This is a genomic window from Candidatus Brocadia sinica JPN1 (genome assembly GCF_000949635.1).
GTDB lineage: Bacteria > Planctomycetota > Brocadiia > Brocadiales > Brocadiaceae > Brocadia > Brocadia sinica.
Map to the genome: position 1 here is coordinate 1,862,286 of NZ_BAFN01000001.1, position 15,602 is coordinate 1,877,887.

General features: G+C 44.1%; 19 protein-coding genes. 11 read left to right on the forward strand and 8 right to left on the reverse strand.

Annotated elements, in window-relative coordinates:
* Positions 1-239: 239 nt before the first annotated feature.
* The 5 genes from folD to BROSI_RS19810 all read left to right on the forward strand — a co-directional run bounded on the left by folD (position 240) and on the right by BROSI_RS19810 (position 2,600).
* Complete coding sequence (folD, locus tag BROSI_RS08295) at positions 240-1,151, forward strand: bifunctional methylenetetrahydrofolate dehydrogenase/methenyltetrahydrofolate cyclohydrolase FolD (protein WP_052563292.1); 912 nt, start codon at positions 240-242, stop codon at positions 1,149-1,151.
* Between the two features lie 28 nt (positions 1,152-1,179).
* Positions 1,180-1,401 (forward strand): addiction module protein, encoded by a 222-nt coding sequence (locus BROSI_RS08300; protein WP_052563293.1) that lies wholly within the window; start codon positions 1,180-1,182, stop codon positions 1,399-1,401.
* The gene (locus BROSI_RS08305) at positions 1,398-1,703 is read left to right on the forward strand and encodes a type II toxin-antitoxin system RelE/ParE family toxin (protein ID WP_052563294.1); all 306 of its coding nucleotides are present in this window, start codon (positions 1,398-1,400) and stop codon (positions 1,701-1,703) included. Before BROSI_RS08300 ends, BROSI_RS08305 begins: the two co-directional genes overlap by 4 nt.
* 6 nt (positions 1,704-1,709) lie before the next feature.
* The gene (locus BROSI_RS08310) at positions 1,710-2,315 is read left to right on the forward strand and encodes a hypothetical protein (RefSeq protein ID WP_052563295.1); all 606 of its coding nucleotides are present in this window, start codon (positions 1,710-1,712) and stop codon (positions 2,313-2,315) included.
* Between the two features lie 120 nt (positions 2,316-2,435).
* Positions 2,436-2,600: a hypothetical protein gene (locus BROSI_RS19810; RefSeq protein WP_157842448.1), complete on the forward strand. Its 165-nt coding sequence runs from the start codon at positions 2,436-2,438 to the stop codon at positions 2,598-2,600.
* Between the two features lie 247 nt (positions 2,601-2,847).
* Here BROSI_RS19810 and BROSI_RS08315 read toward each other — a convergent pair whose 3' ends face one another.
* The 4 genes from BROSI_RS08315 to BROSI_RS08330 all read right to left on the reverse strand — a co-directional run bounded on the left by BROSI_RS08315 (position 2,848) and on the right by BROSI_RS08330 (position 7,722).
* On the reverse strand, positions 2,848-4,638 hold the full coding sequence (locus BROSI_RS08315; protein ID WP_052563296.1) for an ASKHA domain-containing protein: 1,791 nt from the start codon (positions 4,636-4,638) through the stop codon (positions 2,848-2,850).
* A gap of 35 nt (positions 4,639-4,673) precedes the next feature.
* Complete coding sequence (locus BROSI_RS08320) at positions 4,674-5,687, reverse strand: MtaA/CmuA family methyltransferase (RefSeq protein ID WP_052563297.1); 1,014 nt, start codon at positions 5,685-5,687, stop codon at positions 4,674-4,676.
* Positions 5,688-5,965: 278 nt separating this feature from the next.
* The gene (locus BROSI_RS08325; protein ID WP_052563298.1) at positions 5,966-7,018 is read right to left on the reverse strand and encodes a uroporphyrinogen decarboxylase family protein; all 1,053 of its coding nucleotides are present in this window, start codon (positions 7,016-7,018) and stop codon (positions 5,966-5,968) included.
* Positions 7,015-7,722 (reverse strand): corrinoid protein, encoded by a 708-nt coding sequence (locus tag BROSI_RS08330; RefSeq protein ID WP_052563299.1) that lies wholly within the window; start codon positions 7,720-7,722, stop codon positions 7,015-7,017. The genes BROSI_RS08325 and BROSI_RS08330 overlap by 4 nt, the downstream gene beginning before the upstream one ends.
* A 49-nt stretch (positions 7,723-7,771) precedes the next feature.
* On the opposite strand from BROSI_RS08330, the gene BROSI_RS20190 reads away from it, so the two are divergent.
* The 6 genes from BROSI_RS20190 to BROSI_RS08350 all read left to right on the forward strand — a co-directional run bounded on the left by BROSI_RS20190 (position 7,772) and on the right by BROSI_RS08350 (position 11,581).
* Positions 7,772-7,912 carry a hypothetical protein gene (locus BROSI_RS20190; protein WP_162183228.1) on the forward strand — a complete coding sequence of 47 codons (141 nt, stop codon included), beginning with the start codon at positions 7,772-7,774 and terminating at the stop codon, positions 7,910-7,912.
* A 529-nt stretch (positions 7,913-8,441) separates the two neighbouring features.
* Complete coding sequence (locus tag BROSI_RS19815) at positions 8,442-8,609, forward strand: hypothetical protein (protein WP_157842449.1); 168 nt, start codon at positions 8,442-8,444, stop codon at positions 8,607-8,609.
* Positions 8,610-8,725: 116 nt separating this feature from the next.
* Positions 8,726-10,411, forward strand: a complete 1,686-nt coding sequence (gene hutU / locus BROSI_RS08335) for a urocanate hydratase (RefSeq protein WP_230400660.1) — start codon at positions 8,726-8,728, stop codon at positions 10,409-10,411.
* A gap of 24 nt (positions 10,412-10,435) precedes the next feature.
* Positions 10,436-10,717, forward strand: coding sequence for a DUF433 domain-containing protein (locus BROSI_RS08340; protein ID WP_052563300.1), 282 nt, complete (start codon positions 10,436-10,438; stop codon positions 10,715-10,717).
* Positions 10,714-11,064, forward strand: coding sequence for a DUF5615 family PIN-like protein (locus BROSI_RS08345; RefSeq protein WP_052563301.1), 351 nt, complete (start codon positions 10,714-10,716; stop codon positions 11,062-11,064). Before BROSI_RS08340 ends, BROSI_RS08345 begins: the two co-directional genes overlap by 4 nt.
* Positions 11,065-11,251: 187 nt before the next feature.
* Positions 11,252-11,581, forward strand: coding sequence for a 4a-hydroxytetrahydrobiopterin dehydratase (locus tag BROSI_RS08350; protein ID WP_052563302.1), 330 nt, complete (start codon positions 11,252-11,254; stop codon positions 11,579-11,581).
* 113 nt (positions 11,582-11,694) lie between these two features.
* Here the strand turns inward: BROSI_RS08350 and BROSI_RS08355 are convergent, their stop codons facing one another.
* The 4 genes from BROSI_RS08355 to cysK form a co-directional block, all read right to left on the reverse strand.
* Positions 11,695-12,720, reverse strand: a complete 1,026-nt coding sequence (locus BROSI_RS08355) for a zinc-dependent dehydrogenase (RefSeq protein WP_052563303.1) — start codon at positions 12,718-12,720, stop codon at positions 11,695-11,697.
* A gap of 75 nt (positions 12,721-12,795) precedes the next feature.
* A complete protein-coding gene (gene lsrF / locus BROSI_RS08360) occupies positions 12,796-13,593 on the reverse strand; it encodes a 3-hydroxy-5-phosphonooxypentane-2,4-dione thiolase (RefSeq protein WP_052563304.1) in 798 nt (265 codons plus the stop codon).
* Between the two features lie 213 nt (positions 13,594-13,806).
* Positions 13,807-14,544, reverse strand: coding sequence for a serine O-acetyltransferase (cysE, locus tag BROSI_RS08365; protein ID WP_052563305.1), 738 nt, complete (start codon positions 14,542-14,544; stop codon positions 13,807-13,809).
* Complete coding sequence (cysK, locus tag BROSI_RS08370; RefSeq protein ID WP_052563306.1) at positions 14,544-15,473, reverse strand: cysteine synthase A; 930 nt, start codon at positions 15,471-15,473, stop codon at positions 14,544-14,546. The genes cysE and cysK overlap by 1 nt, the downstream gene beginning before the upstream one ends.
* Positions 15,474-15,602: the final 129 nt, after the last annotated feature.

A 15,602-nucleotide genomic window follows, 5' to 3' on the forward strand; every position in this document is an offset into this window, starting at 1 on the left:
AACTGAGCACATAGCAATTTGATGGCCTTGTTCCGCTTAAGTCATCAAGGAAAAAACAATCATCTCCTCAATTGTTTAAACCATCACAAAATAATACGGTCAAATTTATTTAGGGTTTATTCTAGCTTGACAAATCGCATTAATTCGGATAATTTGGCACAAGTATTATAATGCAGGATATTTGTTACGTATATCTGAATTTTCTTTAAGCATATTTTAGAAAGGAATATTGTAAGTTCATGGCTGCAAAATTAATCAAAGGAACTGAAATCGGAGAGCAAATTCTCCAGGAGATTACGACAGAAGTAGCACACATTAAAGGAAAATATGGCATTGTGCCAGGACTGGTAACCATTCTGGTAGGTCAAAACCCTGCTTCTGTATCATATGTTACTTTAAAAATTAAAACTGCTCACATGTTAGGTTTTAAAGAGATACAGGATAATCAACCCGTTGATATTTCGGAGAAAGACCTTCTCGCGCTTATTAATAAATACAACAAAGATGATTCAATTCATGGTATCCTCGTTCAACTTCCCCTTCCAAAACATATCGACGAAAAAAAGGTAATCAATGCCATTGACCCTGATAAGGATGTTGATGGTTTCCATCCGGTAAATGTCGGACGTCTTATGATCGGCGGCGATGAGATAAAATTCCCGCCATGCACGCCAGCCGGCATTCAGGAACTGATTGTACGTTCCGGCATTGAAACAAGCGGAGCTGAGGCCGTCGTCGTTGGACGCTCAAATATCGTGGGCAAACCGATTGCCAACATGCTGGTTCAGAAAGGAAGAGGGGCTGATGCAACGGTTACAGTTGTTCATACAAAGACCAAAAATTTAGCCGAACATTGCAAGCGCGCAGATATCCTGATCGTTGCCGCGGGTGTGCCGGGCCTTGTAAAGCCGGAGTGGATCAAGCCGGGTGCATGCGTTATCGATGTAGGCGTCAACAGGGTTGGTGAAAAGCCCAGCAAGGACGACCCCAAAAAGATGGTTCCCATTTTAAAAGGCGACGTTGATTTTGAAGCGGCTAAAGAAATTGCCGGATACATAACCCCTGTTCCCGGCGGTGTTGGGCCCATGACTATTACCATGCTGATGAAAAACACCTTAAAATCTCTCAAATTTAAGTTGGGCATCCAATAGAATAAAAAGTAAGAAAGGAGTGAATAGCATGAAAAAAATAACCGCAACCGATACTCTTGTTTTATCAATCCCGGAAAGGATTCAGCTCGTTGAAGATATTTGGGATACCATAGCTGCTGAAGCAGACTCTGTCGAATTAACTGAAGAAGAGAAAAAGATCGTTGATGAACGGCTGGCGGCATACCACAGAAATCCAGAAATAGGGTCTCCGTGGGAAGAAGTTTTAAAAAGGCTCACCGGTAATAAATGAAATACAAAATAATTATCAGGCCTGAGGCTGAAGACGACTTAAAAGAAGCGTTCGTATGGTATGAAGGCAAAAGGAAGGGCTTGGGTTATGACTTCTTGTTGCAGATTGACGCAGCACTGAGATTTATAGAAGAAAATCCGACAATTCATCCGATAGTGTTTAAAGGAACAAGAAAACATCTTATCAGGCGGTTTCCTTACAAAGCAATCTACCTTGTTGAAAGAGAAAATATTGTTGTGCTTGCAGTAATTCATGGTAAACGAAACCCCAAGCTAATACAACATCGAATAGAGAACATCTAATAAATAATGACTGAAAAACAATTTACAGCAGAGTTGCTCGCCGCTGTCTCACCTGCAATTACCGATGCAAAAGCTGATTCTGACGTCAGCGTTCTTTACGAGATGCCTATAGATGATGACGGCGTTGTTCAAATGGGTGTTGACACCGACACAGGGTTACCAATTCGAGGTAAAGGGACTGGATTTGAACAAGATTTCTTAATTTATGAGGAAAAAACTGAGGGTCATACGACTATAATTCCAAGAGTGATTGCAGAAGTAAAATATGGCGGTGTTACAACCCACGATGCAATTGTTTATTCGTATAAAGCAGAGTGCATCAAGCGCATTTACCCTTTCTGTCGATACGGCATGATTCTCGGTGGCATGAAGACAATTCCTGGTAGGGTGTTGCGTCATGGCCGAAATTTCGACTTCATTTGCGTCGTGGCCTACCCTTTCTTATCTGATCAAATTGGGGAAGCAAGCAGACTGCTCCTTGAGGAGTTGTGCATTTCTCGTATCACAGGATCAATTATGAGTGGGAAGAAGAAATTACAAGTGTTTTCAGCGAAGAATTCAAATCAAAGAGTGACATCCTCTAACAAGTCACTCAAGGTCGACCCGGAATAACGCTGGTTTGATTTTGGCAAAAGTCTGTGGCCGGAACGGCTTAGTTATTGTTAGGCACAGGGACAATGAGAAATCGAGCTGATGAACAAATTCTATGTCTTATAACGATATAAATTATGAATGGGCAAAAAAGGGAGGCCCTCTAGGCGAAAGACTGCTTTTGAAGAATTTGATGCCGCAACATGGGATAAACAGATTGAAGAAGATGTAAAATCAGGCAGGCTTGACGCCATTGCAGAGCAAGCTATTTCCGATTTCAAAAAAGGCAGATTCAAGGAGTTATGAGTCACTTTACCAGATTAAGTTAAGCGCTCTCAACAACGCTTCTTCGCTGGGCACGCCAATCTTGCATATTGCACCGAAATGTTTTTAGACTTCAACAGGGTAAAACAGCAAGGACTTTGAACGCTTCAAAAGTCTTGATTCAGGCTACAAGCCTGAACCAGCCGTTAGATAATATCCGTTGGGTAGCGTGGATTAAGCAGCAAAGCGAACCCACCATTCATTACTAGAAAACATTGGTTTATAAAATTTAAAAATGCATCTCCCTGACAAAAACATCCTCAAACTCCGGGATTTGAGAAAGTTCCAACATCTGAGCAGTCCTGGCAATTTGAACCGCTTGGTTCATCAATTTTTTATCTAAGAGCACCCTTACAGCGCCCTCCAGGCTGGAATTGCCCACAAAAGAAATCCTTGTATTTGTTGCCTCAGGTAAAAGACCGATGCCAAAAAGGATTCTTTCGTTCAGGTGATAGCCAAATCCCCCTGCGATGATGATTGTTTTCAGTTCCTCTGCCTTGACGTTACATCTGGCAAGTAAGATTTCAACCCCGGCCCTGATGGCGGCCTTTGCCAGTTGAACCTGCCGTATGTCTTCCTGTGATATTGACACGTTATCCGTCAAACGGAAATAACGTTTCCCATTTTTCTCAAAGAGATTCTTTTTATATTCTATCGTATTGTTGTGTAAAGACTTCTCATTTATGCAAACATCTTTACACCCCCCTTCGCCCCCCTTGATAGGGGGGATTAAATTGGAGCTTGATAGGAGGGATGTTAAATTGCTGCTTGGTAGGGAAGATTCGGTTGCGGGTTGCTGCGCCAGGTTATTTACACGATCGTGGGTCTGCAAACGCCCCCGGGGATTTACAAGGCCAGTCCTGACAAGTTCCGAGACCAAATCCAAAAGCCCACTTCCGCAGATACCTCTTGGCTGACCACCACCGACAACTTCCAAAGACAATTCATCGTCAAATCTGACATGTTCAATCGCACCTTCACCGGCCCTCATGCCGGAGCTTATGGTCATTCCTTCGAAGCAGGGACCGGCAGCAGTAGACGATGCAACGGTGCGGTCGTTCAGGATAAGTGCAATCTCCCCGTTGGTGCCTATGTCGAGAAAAAGGGCAGGTACTTCTAAGGATTTCATGTCAATGGCCAGAAGCCCGGAGACGATATCACCTCCCACATAGGCAGAAATGCATGGGAAGGTTGTTGCCGGGGCTTTTGCAGCAATATGAATGGAGAGTTCCCGGGCTGTAGTAGTACAGATATCAAGGGTTTCGGCCTGATAGGGATACTCACCGATCCTCTTTATTTCTTTATTTAAGAAAATATGCTGCATCGTCGTATTGCCGGACCCTACGATCTGATAGATGTTCTCCGGCCTTACAGACCTTTCAGAAGATAAAACCTGAATCAAAAGATTAATGGCAGAGATGAGTTCTTTGTGCATCCTGAGAAGGCCATCCTGTCGGGATGCGGCATATTTTATCCGCGACATGACATCGTGACCGTAGTACACCAGAGGATTCAGCGTTGACGAACTGTTCAATACCTCGCCACTAGTAAGGTCAACTAACGACGCGACCAGCGTCGTTGTTCCGATGTCTATAGCTATCCCATAGGTCTGGTCTTTTGTATTACCATTCTCCGTGAAAAGCGGATTATCGTTAGCATACACATTTGTAAAACAAAGGTCATGCTCATTATATATCAGCTCTTTTTTTATGTAAGGATCGATACTGTATGCCCTGTTACCTCCTGAATAAAAGCCTTCAACAATCTTCAGCGCTTTCTTTTCATGTGACGGGAGAATAATCTCAATGTCCGCTTCTACTGGAGTTTTACAGGCAAGAACTGTGTGGAGAATTCCTTCTTTCCTTATCTGTACCAGATCCCTTCCGCATTTACCGATGCCACCGCAGGGACCCTCAACATTTACACCAAGACTCCTTGCCGCCTCCAGGATGGTAATTCCCTTTGTCACCCTACCACTGATTTTTATTGGATAAAAAGTTATTTCTATTTCCTGACTCATTTAAATCGTAAATCATAAATCTGAAATCGTACATTTTAAACGCTTTTTGCTGTTTCTGTCATGGCCTTGATATGTCTGACAGGTGTTTTGGCACTGAGGCCACATGCAGGGGCAAGAATATCGATACCGAAATCTAAAAGGTTCTTTGAGACCTTTTGGATTTTATCAGACGGCCCGTTTTGCAGGAGTACGGTACTTACGTTACCCATCAGCTTTTTGCCTGGAAGCGAGCCCCTCGCTTCTTTTATGTTTACAGCAGAATCCACACTGATGCATTTCGTGGCCAGCCTTTCAATTTGTTTGTAGGCGGAACTTACATCCCCGCAGATATGCACGATGACCGGTTTGCCAAGCGCATGCATACGATGTATCATCTTATTGAGATAGGGAAGTGCAAACTCATCGAACATATTCGGGCCGAGTATTTCACCCGTTGCAGAGGGATCGGATATTACGATAAGATCAGCACCGCTCCTGATTAGCGCCTCGCCGTACCTGATACCATTATCCGTTAAAAAACCAAGCATACCGTGAACTTCTTCAGGTATCCGTCTGAGTGCTTTAAAAAGTGCCGTCGCATCTATCAGAGAAGTGGCAAGGCTTAACGGGCCTATCAAATTTCCAATTACCGGAATATCAGGATATCTCTGGTTCAACAGGGAAGTACACGCAAGAATGACGGGAAGGCGCCCATCTTTGTAAGGATTTAATTCTTTTAAACTTCTCCACTCTTCAGCGGATTTCAATGGATAATGTATTATACGGGGTTCGGTAACCTCGTCACCGTCCTCCACTTCTCCGCCCAGGGCCTCGGCCTCTACCGTCATACAGAAAGGGATGCCCAGGTTTTCAATCCCTGCCTCATCGTGCATGGCAATCGAAAGCGTTGCCATCTTTTCTGCATCCCTGTGTACCGCTGGCCAGCGACAATCCGTCTTTTCCATAACCTCTCTGCTGGCCATAGTCATCATGCCACCGGGACTGATAACCGGAGGTCTGTCAACCTTCTCGCCACAAAGAACTTTTAGTAATCTTTCTTTTTCTGTCATAAATATATTCCAAAATACCGCTCACCAAAACCCTCTCTTAGAAGGGGCGAGGAACTTTCAGCTGCTCGCTTCCAAACTCCTGTTTGGGAGTGTAGTGGACGAGAAACTCAGTTTCTCTACAATGGTGTTCCCAAACAGGAGTTTGGGAACAAGCAGTGGTGGTTTATTTAAAGGCTATTTTAAAACTGCTAAAATGTTACGAAATTTTTTGGTAGATTCGCTTCGCTCAATCCACCTTTATACTTCAGCACCTGCGTTTATCCGAGAAAATCCTCGTCCTAATTTACATGAATCGGAAGCCGGGCAAACCTCCTGCCTGCCTCAAGAAATGCAACCATATTCTCGTGCGGCGTTTTGATGGGCACCTCGCATCCAGTAGCCAGTACAAATCCCTTCGGGTTGTCGGATGCCTTAATCACACAATCCTTTACCATAGTGGTTATTACCTCCGGGTTCCCCTTGAGCATGCCATCTGCAGGGCTTACATTCCCCATCAAACAGACCTTATCGCCTACCAGTGTCTTAGCCTCAAACAAATCAATGTTATCGATACTCAGGATATCAGCTCCGCTCTCAGCCATGCACTGTATTACCCTTTTTGTCTTACCGCAAATATGGAGTACACCCGGCAGGCTGAAAGAATGAATATGCGCATATACCTCCTTGAGGTACGGCAGGACAAATTCCCTGAAATGCCTTTCACTTATCATGGAACCTGTAGCTACAGGTTCAACGGTAACAGGCACACCGCCTGCCTTTACAAAGGCATCGATAAGGTTTTTAACCGACTGGGTAGCAACCTTCATTACGGTATGAATCAATTCCGGATCTGTATAAAGTTCTTTAATAAAAGTCTCCGTTCCCCGTAAAGCAGCAGATGTCGTAAACGGCGCCCCGATAACGGGCACTATAAAGACCTCATTCCCAATAACATCTACACATCGCTTCACTGCCTCCAGGTACACCGGAAGTCTCCCGTCCTTCTCCGGGTCTACTGGTTTTAATTTCTTCAAGTCTTCCCGTGTTTGTATAAATGGGGTTTCCACCTGGGGTGCGTCATCTTCGGGAAAATACATTTTGGTGCCCATCGCCTCTGCCAGAGTAGAGGTGGTAGAAAAAATATAAACGATATCGTGATGGTATTTTTTAAAGCAGGCGATATTTGCATCTCCCATGTTTTTGCCATTTGTGCAAAAACTTCTTACCGTGAGATTTAAACTTCTTGATGCATAATTCAGGATCAGGGGACTTACGAGAAACCTGTCGACATCCTTCCCCTGCAGGATTGCAAGCATCCTCTCTTTGGGTGTCATTTCATCAGCACAATTCATCGCGCACCTTCCCGGTTTTTCCTGACACTCACGAGTTCCGGAGTTTTCATCGTTCGTGGTATCTGAATGCCCTGGAACATACCCCTTGCGACCTTGACTGCCTCGGCGGCATTCTTTGCATAGCCATCGGCGCCGATGTTCCCTGCAAATCCCGGGGATATAGGGCCACCGCCAACCATGACCCTGGAAGGTATTCCTGCTTTCTTCAGGTCTTCAATAACCACTTGCATGCCATCCATCGTTGTGGTCATGAGGGTAGAAAGGCAAACAAGGTCAGCGTTTAACTCGCCGGCAGTATCAACAAACTTTGCATAGGGGATATTTCTGCCCAGATCGTGTATTTCAAACCCGGCGTTATCCAGCATGATTTTCACCAGATTTTTCCCGATATCATGGGTGTCCCCCTTTACGACACCGATAACCACCTTTTTCTTGTTCCACGCCGTCTCCTTTGGAAGATAAGGCCTGAGCACTTCGATTCCGGCATACATGGCATCGGCACACAGGAGTATTTCCGGAACAAAGTACTCCTCGTTCTCAAACAGTTCGTTGACCTTTTCCATCCCCCGCGCAAGACCATCCGTTATTGCTTCATAGGGATCAATTTTGCAGCTTATTGCTTCAGCAGCTGCTTTACTGGCGCGAACTATGTCCATATCAATTACGGCCTGAGCCAGGTTATGTAAAATATCCGATTTTTCCATCTGTATAGACACCTCCTGTTTGTTATTTTAAAAAACAAAGAACTATCCAATGAACTATTGGAAGAAGGACGGTGTCTTTCCCTTACAGAATGCTGAGAAATGGATGAAGGAATATCTCTTGATGAACAACCGGTGGATTGCAGGCAAAATACCTTGTGCCTTTAAAAGACGTGTTCCGTGTGGATTATGAAGAGTCCATACCCTGTCCATCGAACCCGGAAATGGCACCGCCACTTCAGTAAGTATGCTCACCCATATTTGAGTAACAGGTGTTTTTCCCTGATCATGGCTGGACTCCAAAAATATTAACGTAAAATGAAGCTAACAGAATCACTCTACAATCTCAGCATATTATGATTATACAAATGAGTCGATATTTTACAACTTCAAAAAGTTAGTTCGATCAGATACCTGACATTACCTGTTATAAAAGGAATTTCAACCTTTTATGATTCCCCTTTAGAAAGAGGGGATACAGGGGTATGTAAATTTGCCGGAACACACCCCCGGCCACTCTTTAATTTAATTGTATAGGAATTTTCACTTCATTTAAGCGGTATTCGGTATAACTTGATAGTCGTTACCGGATGGAAGGAGAACCTTACCGTTGTTGGTTGTTTTCGTACCCGGTACTATACTTTTGTATTTTTTGCATTTTTATGGTTTAATATCCACAAAATTGCAATGAACATCTTTACATTTTCCGGAGGAAAATAATAATGGATATCCTGAAACAAGTTGCCGAGTTGAAGGAATTTTTAGGAAAGATTTATTGTTTTATTGAAGATAATGAAGACTCATTCAAGGACGGAGTTGAGGCCGAAGAAATAAAGAACGAAACATGGAAGTGGATGCAGGAATTGGCTAAATTTCTACCTGAAGTTTAATTCTGAAAATACTTATTTGAACACTGATAAATACAGATACCACAAGCATAAAAAAAGTATTTATCTGCGTGTATCTGCAAAAATCTATGTCCTGATTTCATAAGGAATATATATCTATGACGCGACCGATGTTTTACGATCTCAGACCGCAGATGCCTATCAAGGCGCCAACGGGCACTACCCTTACTTGTAATAACTGGGATAGCGAGGCGGCCCTGCGTATGTTGATGAACAATCTTGACCCCGATGTTGCTATCCAGCCGGAAGAACTCATCGTCTACGGAGGCGCAGGCCGTGCCGCAAGGAATTGGAAGGAATATCAGAGAATAGTAGCTGCCTTGAAGACGCTAAAAAAGGACGAGACCCTGTGCGTTCAGTCGGGTAAACCCGTCTATATTGCCAGAACCCATGAATGGGCCCCGCGCATTGTCATTGCTAACTCCAACCTGGTTCCGGCATGGGCAAAGCAGGATGTGTTTGACGGATATGATGAGATGGGACTTACCATGTATGGGCAGATGACGGCAGGAAGCTGGATTTATATTGGCACCCAGGGCATTTTGCAGGGGACATACGAAACCTTCGCTGCCCTTGCCAAAAAGGCATTCAACGCAGAAACCCTTAAAGGCAAATTTGTACTGACAGCCGGTATGGGAGGTATGAGCGGAGCCCAGCCATTAGCCGTAACCATGAACGATGGGGTGATGCTGTGCGTAGAGGTACGGAGAGAACGCATAGAGAAAAAAGTGAAAGAGGGCTATTGTGATAAAATGACAGATAACCTGGATGAGGCGCTCCAATGGGTCTTCGATGCAAAATCCAAACAATTACCCCTCTCGGTAGGTTTGGCAGGAAACGCCGCAGAGGTCCACCCTGAACTGGTAAAACGGAATATTACCCCCGATGTGGTAACAGATCAAACCCCTGCCCATGATCTGATGTCCTATGTGCCGATAGGAGATGTGAAGGAACTCGATAAACTGAGGGAAAAGAATAAACGAGCCTATAAAGAAAAGGTATTGGATGCCATTATCGACCATGTAAAAGCCATTTTAGACATGCAAAGGAACGGGGCTGTGTGCTTCGATTACGGCAACAATCTGAGATCCCAGGCAGAGATGGCTGGTGTCTCCATGAGAGACTCGAATGGACGATATTGGTATCCTGGTTTTGTGCCTGCATTTATACGACCTTTATTTTGTCAGGGAAAGGGGCCGTTCCGGTGGATAGCATTGTCGGGTGACAAGGCAGATATTGAAAAGATTGATGAAGCGGTTATTAAAAACTTTCCTGATGATACATCACTGGTAAGATGGATAAAGCTTGCCAAAGAAAAGGCGCCACAATTGGGACTGCCGGCAAGGATTTGCTGGTTAGGATATGGAGACCGTGCCAAGATGGGCCTGATAATCAATGACATGGTGAGAAAAGGTGTTGTCAAAGCGCCAATAGTCATCGGCAGAGACCACCTCGACTGCGGGTCTGTGGCATCTCCGTACCGGGAGACTGAAGATATGAAAGACGGCAGCGATGCCATCGCCGATTGGCCGCTGATAAACTTTGCCCTGAATGCCATAAACGGCGCCAGTTGGGTAAGTTTTCATCATGGGGGTGGTGTGGGAATCGGTAATTCCCTCCACGCGGGCATGGTCATCGTGGCCGACGGTACAAGGGAAAAAGATGCAAGACTTGAAAAGGTATTAACGGCAGACCCGGGGATTGGAATTGCAAGGCACGCAGACGCAGGTTACGAAGAGGCTATACAGGTAGCAAGGGAAAAGGAAGTAATAATACCTGAATAAATTTTGGAAAGGAGGTTGGTTTCTATGGGACTTACGGTGAAAAAATCAAAAAAACATCCTTACATTACTAAACAAAAGGGAATATGTGGTGGTAGAAGTGTAATCGAAGGTACCAGAATACCTGTATGGTCTATTATCAAATGGTATAAAGTTGGTATGTCGATAGAAGACATTATAAGAGAATTTCCTCAATTAATTCCTTCACAAATTCATGATGCATTTTCATATTATTATGATAATCAGAAAGAGATAGAAAAAGACATCACGGAAAACGAAACCGAGGCATTTTTCAGAAATGTTAAATGATAAAGTTGTATCTTGACGAAGATGTCCCGGAGGCAGTAGCTATGTCATTACGATTGAGAGGATATGACGTAATAACTGTCAAAGAAACCGGAAAGAAGGGTCTTGCGGATATTGAACAGCTTAAATACGCGTCCTTGGAAAACAGGGTTATATTTACTCATAATATGGCTGACTTTTATAAAATTCATTCGGATTTTATTAAAAAAGGGCTTGATCATAATGGTATCATACTTTCAAAACAACTTCCAATAGGAGTAATCGTTAAGGCTCTGCTAAAGTTATTTTCAAATTTAAATTATGAAAATGTCAAAAACAAAATAATTTGGTTGAGTGATTGGGTTGTATAAAAATGGCAATGGCCCTGGATACAGGCAGCAAACTGGCATTAAATGGTTATATCTGGGAAAAGAGAGTAGAAGATAATTTTCACATTTTGATATGCACCTTTAATCTTTAATTTATAAAGACAAAGTACATTTATAGTTATCCAACTTGAAACAAAGAAAAATAGAAATTTTTACGGAGGGTATTACTATGTCAGAACTGGCTTCTAAAAAATGTGTACCTTGTAAAGGTGGAGTGCCGCCCTTAAAGGGCGAAGCTCTTCAAGCGTTGCAGAAGCAGGTGGAAGGCTGGGATGTGGTAGAAGAACACCACTTATTCAAGACCTTTAAATTTTCTGACTTTCGCACGGCTTTGGACTTTGTGAATCGGGTGGGTGAGGTTGCCGAAACAGAAGGACACCATCCGGTAATCACCCTGACATGGGGAAAGGCAGAGATCAAAATTTATACCCATAAGATTAATGGCTTGACAGAGAGTGATTTTATCCTGGCGGCAAAGATCGACACCCTCAATAAGTGATTCCAATTCAAAATATTCGTGAGCTTTATTGTATGCCCGAATAGCCGTACTAATAGTACGGCTATTTAATGCTGGGCTGGCTTTACTGTACCTGTTACTTTCATTTTTGTTAATCATTTTTGGGGTTCAATAATGACCTTGATGGAATCCTTTGCCTCGGCAACGAGTTTGAAACCTAAGGCAGTATCGGCAAGGCCTAACCGGTGGGTGATCAACTCACGGACTTTTACCCTGCCCGCCCGGATCAATTCGATAGCGGTTGCTGTATCATCCGGGGGACCGGCATAGGACATGATGACAGAATTGCAATTGCGCCAGAGGTCCCAGAGATTCATAGGAGTTGTTACATTGGGTTCTGTGGGGGCAAAAAACAGAATCGTTCCACCCCGCTCCACAGAGTTAAATGACTGCTGAATAGCTGAAGGAGCCCCCGTACATACGATGACGAGGTCCGCCAATCGTCCGTCATTTGTCTTGCGCAGATGGGCAGGGACATCTTCTTTTGCATGAATCGTTATGTCTGCCCCGCATTGTTTGGCCATTTTCAAGCGATATTCAGTGATATCTACAGCGAATATCCGGCCTGCTCCCAATGCACGTGCAAGCTGGATGTGAAGGAGCCCCGAGATACCGCTGCCGATAACGAGTATACTCTGGCCCGGACGCAGATTTGCTTTCTTTTGACCCAGTAAGGTACAGGCCAAAGGCTCAGCAAAGGTCCCCTCTTCAAAAGAGACCTCATCCGGCAGGATAAAGGTGCCCCGATCAACGTTAATTTGAGGAATGCGAATGTATTCAGAAAAACCACCCGGATAAAAATTGGTGGTGCGTAAGGTTTCGCATACAGAATAGTGTCCATTCAGGCAATAGTGGCAGGTGTTGCAGGGAACGTGGTGGGCAACCGTAACCCGGTCGCCCATCTTGAAACGCTTAACACCTTCGCCGAGAGCAACGATCTCCCCGGTAATTTCGTGTCCGAGTACCAGGGGAGCCCTTTTGATGCGATACCATTCCATTACATCACTCCCGCAAATGCCGCTTGCCTGTATCTTTATCAATAACTCGCCCGGACCGATTTGCGGGGTTTGCATCTCTTCGATTCTGACATCCCTGTTATTATAATACATTGCTACACGCATGCTATTTTCCTCATCTAATTCTCACAGAAAGTTTGTTTTGCTGCAGACGACCAAAAGATTACCAGATATTTGAAACTATTTTTTCTTTTCGTTCTTTGTAGCGTTAAATAGATCATTGGCCTCTTTTGCAGTTGCGTTTTCGTGGATGATTGCACGCAATGCCCTGATCATGGCTACCGGCTGTTCGTTTTGCCAGATATTTCTGCCCAGATTTACGCCGATAGCGCCTTTTTGCATTCCGTCATGAACGAACTCAAACACCTCCATATCAGAGTTTGTTTTTGGACCACCGGCCATGACCACGGGTACGGGACAGCCATTGGTTACCTTGTCAAAATTTTCACACCAGTACGTCTTTACAACACGGGCGCCTAATTCTGCTGCAATACGACAGCATAGGGCAAGATAACGGGCATCCCGTTTTTCCAGTTCCCTGCCCACAGCCGTAACGGCCATTACGGGAATGCCGTATCTCTCTGCTTCGTTGACCAGGTTTGACAGATTTAACAATGTTTGGCGTTCATAATCACTACCGATAAAGACGGAGATGCCAACGCCAGATACATTAAGACGAATCGCTTCTTCTATTGAAGTGGTTAGCACTTCATCGGCGAGATCCTTTCCCACCATACTGGAGCCGCCGGATACCCTGAGAATGATAGGCTTGCTATTCTCCGGGTTTATGCAAGCACGCAGTACCCCGCGGGTGCAAAAGAGTGCGTCAGCGTAATCGATAATCGGCTTAATCGTTTCTCCCGGCCTTTCCAGTTTTGAAGTAGGCCCCTGAAAATATCCATGGTCTATAGGTAAAAACATACAACGGCCATTTGATTTAATGAGTTGAGATAAACGATTCTGTATTCCCCAATCCACGTTTTAATCCTCCTTATTAAAGATGTTGAAAAATTTTCTTGTAATTTTCCGGATCTGACGGTGAAATATCCTTTTCCTATCCACCGGTGATGAAACTAATACGTGATATATCTGCAATATTTTTACAAAGCTCTCTTGTTTTTCGTAATTCTGCGTATCCTTGATGATTGGTATAAATCACAGAGAAGTCTTTCTTCGGGAAATTAACCCATCCTAAATCCCATCCCCGTCTTTATAGTTTTTCATAAACACCGTCATTACTTCTGATTCTGTTTCGGAAATGCGATCGTCTTCTCCATTTGAAAGGTTTAATGCGTTCTCCAGTTTTTTAATACGCTGTTTGAGCTTGCAATTCTCTTTTAACACCATCATAATAGCTTCGGCGATAGGGTCGGGCAATTGTCCGTGATCCAGCATTACTTCCTGTTCTTCCTTTTTTCTTTGCTTAATGATTCTGCCCGGCACTCCCACTACGGTTGCATGGGGTGGCACATCTTTCGTTACTACAGAACCAGAACCGATCCGTGCATAATCTCCGATCGTTATGTTGCCAAGAATGCAGGCATTTGAGCCTACGACAACCTTTTTGCCCAGATTAGGATGTCTCTTTGTCTTTTCAATAGTCGTGCCGCCGAGTACAACCCCCTTATAGAGGAGACACCCATCTCCAATTATTGCCGTTTCACCTATCACAACGCCCATACCGTGGTCGATGAATACTCCGCGTCCTATTTCAGCAGCGGGGTGTATTTCAATTCCAGTCAAAAACCGATTCAGGTGGGAAATGAGGCGGGACGATATAGTCCACCTTTTCCTCCACAGGTAATGAGATATCCGGTGCAGCCATAAGGCATGTACGCCGGGATAACACAAAATTACTTCTAACTTGCTCCTTGCGGCCGGATCATTTTGAAAGGCGACATTGATGTCCTCTTTCATGCGTTCAAACATCAAAATTCCTTAAACAAAACGGTGGACAGATATCTTTCTCCCGTGTCAGGAAGCACAACTACAATCAGCTTTCCTTTGTTTTCAGGTCTTGTGGCTACCTGTAGCGAGGCATAGGCAGCAGCCCCGGAAGAAATGCCTGCCAGAATCCCTTCATGTCGTGCCAGCTGACGGGCAACAGCAAATGCCTGCTCGTTTTTTACGGTAATAATTTCATCAACTACCTTCATGTTAAGGATATCCGGAACAAATCCTGCACCGATCCCCTGAATCTTGTGCGGGCCTGGCTTTCCTCCGGAAAGTACCGGTGAATCGGTAGGTTCTACGGCGATCACTTTCAGTGATGGTTTGCGCTTCTTAATGATCTCGCCAACGCCGGTGATCGTTCCGCCCGTACCCACACCCCCGACAAAGATATCGATCTTGCCGTCCGTATCGTTCCAGATCTCTTCGGCCGTTGTCTTTCGGTGTATTTCTGGATTAGCCGGATTCTTGAATTGCTGCGGCATAAATGAGTTCGGGGTATTCTTTAGCAATTCTTCTGCTTTATTGATGGCGCCTCTCATTCCTTCTGCCCCTGGCGTTAGTATGATCTCAGCGCCAAATGCCTTCAAAAGATCCCTTCGTTCTATACTCATGGTGTCCGGCATTGTTAAAACCAATTTATATCCCCTTGCAGCGGCTACAAAGGCCAATGCGATACCTGTGTTGCCTGAAGTGGGTTCTATAATAACAGTAGTTTTATTGATCAGCCCTGCCTTTTCTGCTGCTTCAATCATTGCGATTCCAATGCGGTCCTTTACACTGGCCATAGGGTTAAAAGATTCCATCTTGGCAACCACGGTGGCTTCTAATCCTTTGGTGACATGATTTAATTTAACTAATGGTGTATTCCCAATTGTTTTTGTGATATCTTCATATATCCTTGCCATATTTTTTTCCTTAATTAAGTTCCAATAAAAAGCAAGTATTTTTATAAACAACAAAACAAATATATTATCATAGTAAGAAGTTGTTTCTCAAGAAATTTTTGCGGTTCGATTTCCCTTGACAATAAAGAA

Bases quoted from the DNA above. Each gene is read 5' to 3' on its own strand.
- BROSI_RS08355 (WP_052563303.1), bottom strand. From the start codon at position 12,720: ATGCGTGTAGCAATGTATTATAATAACAGGGATGTCAGAATCGAAGAG.
- BROSI_RS19815 (WP_157842449.1), top strand. From the start codon at position 8,442: ATGGATATCCTGAAACAAGTTGCCGAGTTGAAGGAATTTTTAGGAAAG.
- BROSI_RS08345 (WP_052563301.1), top strand. From the start codon at position 10,714: ATGATAAAGTTGTATCTTGACGAAGATGTCCCGGAGGCAGTAGCTATG.
- BROSI_RS08330 (WP_052563299.1), bottom strand. From the start codon at position 7,722: ATGGAAAAATCGGATATTTTACATAACCTGGCTCAGGCCGTAATTGAT.
- hutU (WP_230400660.1), top strand. From the start codon at position 8,726: ATGACGCGACCGATGTTTTACGATCTCAGACCGCAGATGCCTATCAAG.
- BROSI_RS08310 (WP_052563295.1), top strand. From the start codon at position 1,710: ATGACTGAAAAACAATTTACAGCAGAGTTGCTCGCCGCTGTCTCACCT.
- BROSI_RS08325 (WP_052563298.1), bottom strand. From the start codon at position 7,018: ATGAATTGTGCTGATGAAATGACACCCAAAGAGAGGATGCTTGCAATC.
- BROSI_RS08350 (WP_052563302.1), top strand. From the start codon at position 11,252: ATGTCAGAACTGGCTTCTAAAAAATGTGTACCTTGTAAAGGTGGAGTG.
- BROSI_RS08320 (WP_052563297.1), bottom strand. From the start codon at position 5,687: ATGACAGAAAAAGAAAGATTACTAAAAGTTCTTTGTGGCGAGAAGGTT.
- BROSI_RS08300 (WP_052563293.1), top strand. From the start codon at position 1,180: ATGAAAAAAATAACCGCAACCGATACTCTTGTTTTATCAATCCCGGAA.
- BROSI_RS08340 (WP_052563300.1), top strand. From the start codon at position 10,436: ATGGGACTTACGGTGAAAAAATCAAAAAAACATCCTTACATTACTAAA.
- cysK (WP_052563306.1), bottom strand. From the start codon at position 15,473: ATGGCAAGGATATATGAAGATATCACAAAAACAATTGGGAATACACCA.
- BROSI_RS08305 (WP_052563294.1), top strand. From the start codon at position 1,398: ATGAAATACAAAATAATTATCAGGCCTGAGGCTGAAGACGACTTAAAA.
- cysE (WP_052563305.1), bottom strand. From the start codon at position 14,544: ATGTTTGAACGCATGAAAGAGGACATCAATGTCGCCTTTCAAAATGAT.
- BROSI_RS20190 (WP_162183228.1), top strand. From the start codon at position 7,772: ATGAACTATTGGAAGAAGGACGGTGTCTTTCCCTTACAGAATGCTGAG.
- folD (WP_052563292.1), top strand. From the start codon at position 240: ATGGCTGCAAAATTAATCAAAGGAACTGAAATCGGAGAGCAAATTCTC.
- BROSI_RS19810 (WP_157842448.1), top strand. From the start codon at position 2,436: ATGGGCAAAAAAGGGAGGCCCTCTAGGCGAAAGACTGCTTTTGAAGAA.
- BROSI_RS08315 (WP_052563296.1), bottom strand. From the start codon at position 4,638: ATGAGTCAGGAAATAGAAATAACTTTTTATCCAATAAAAATCAGTGGT.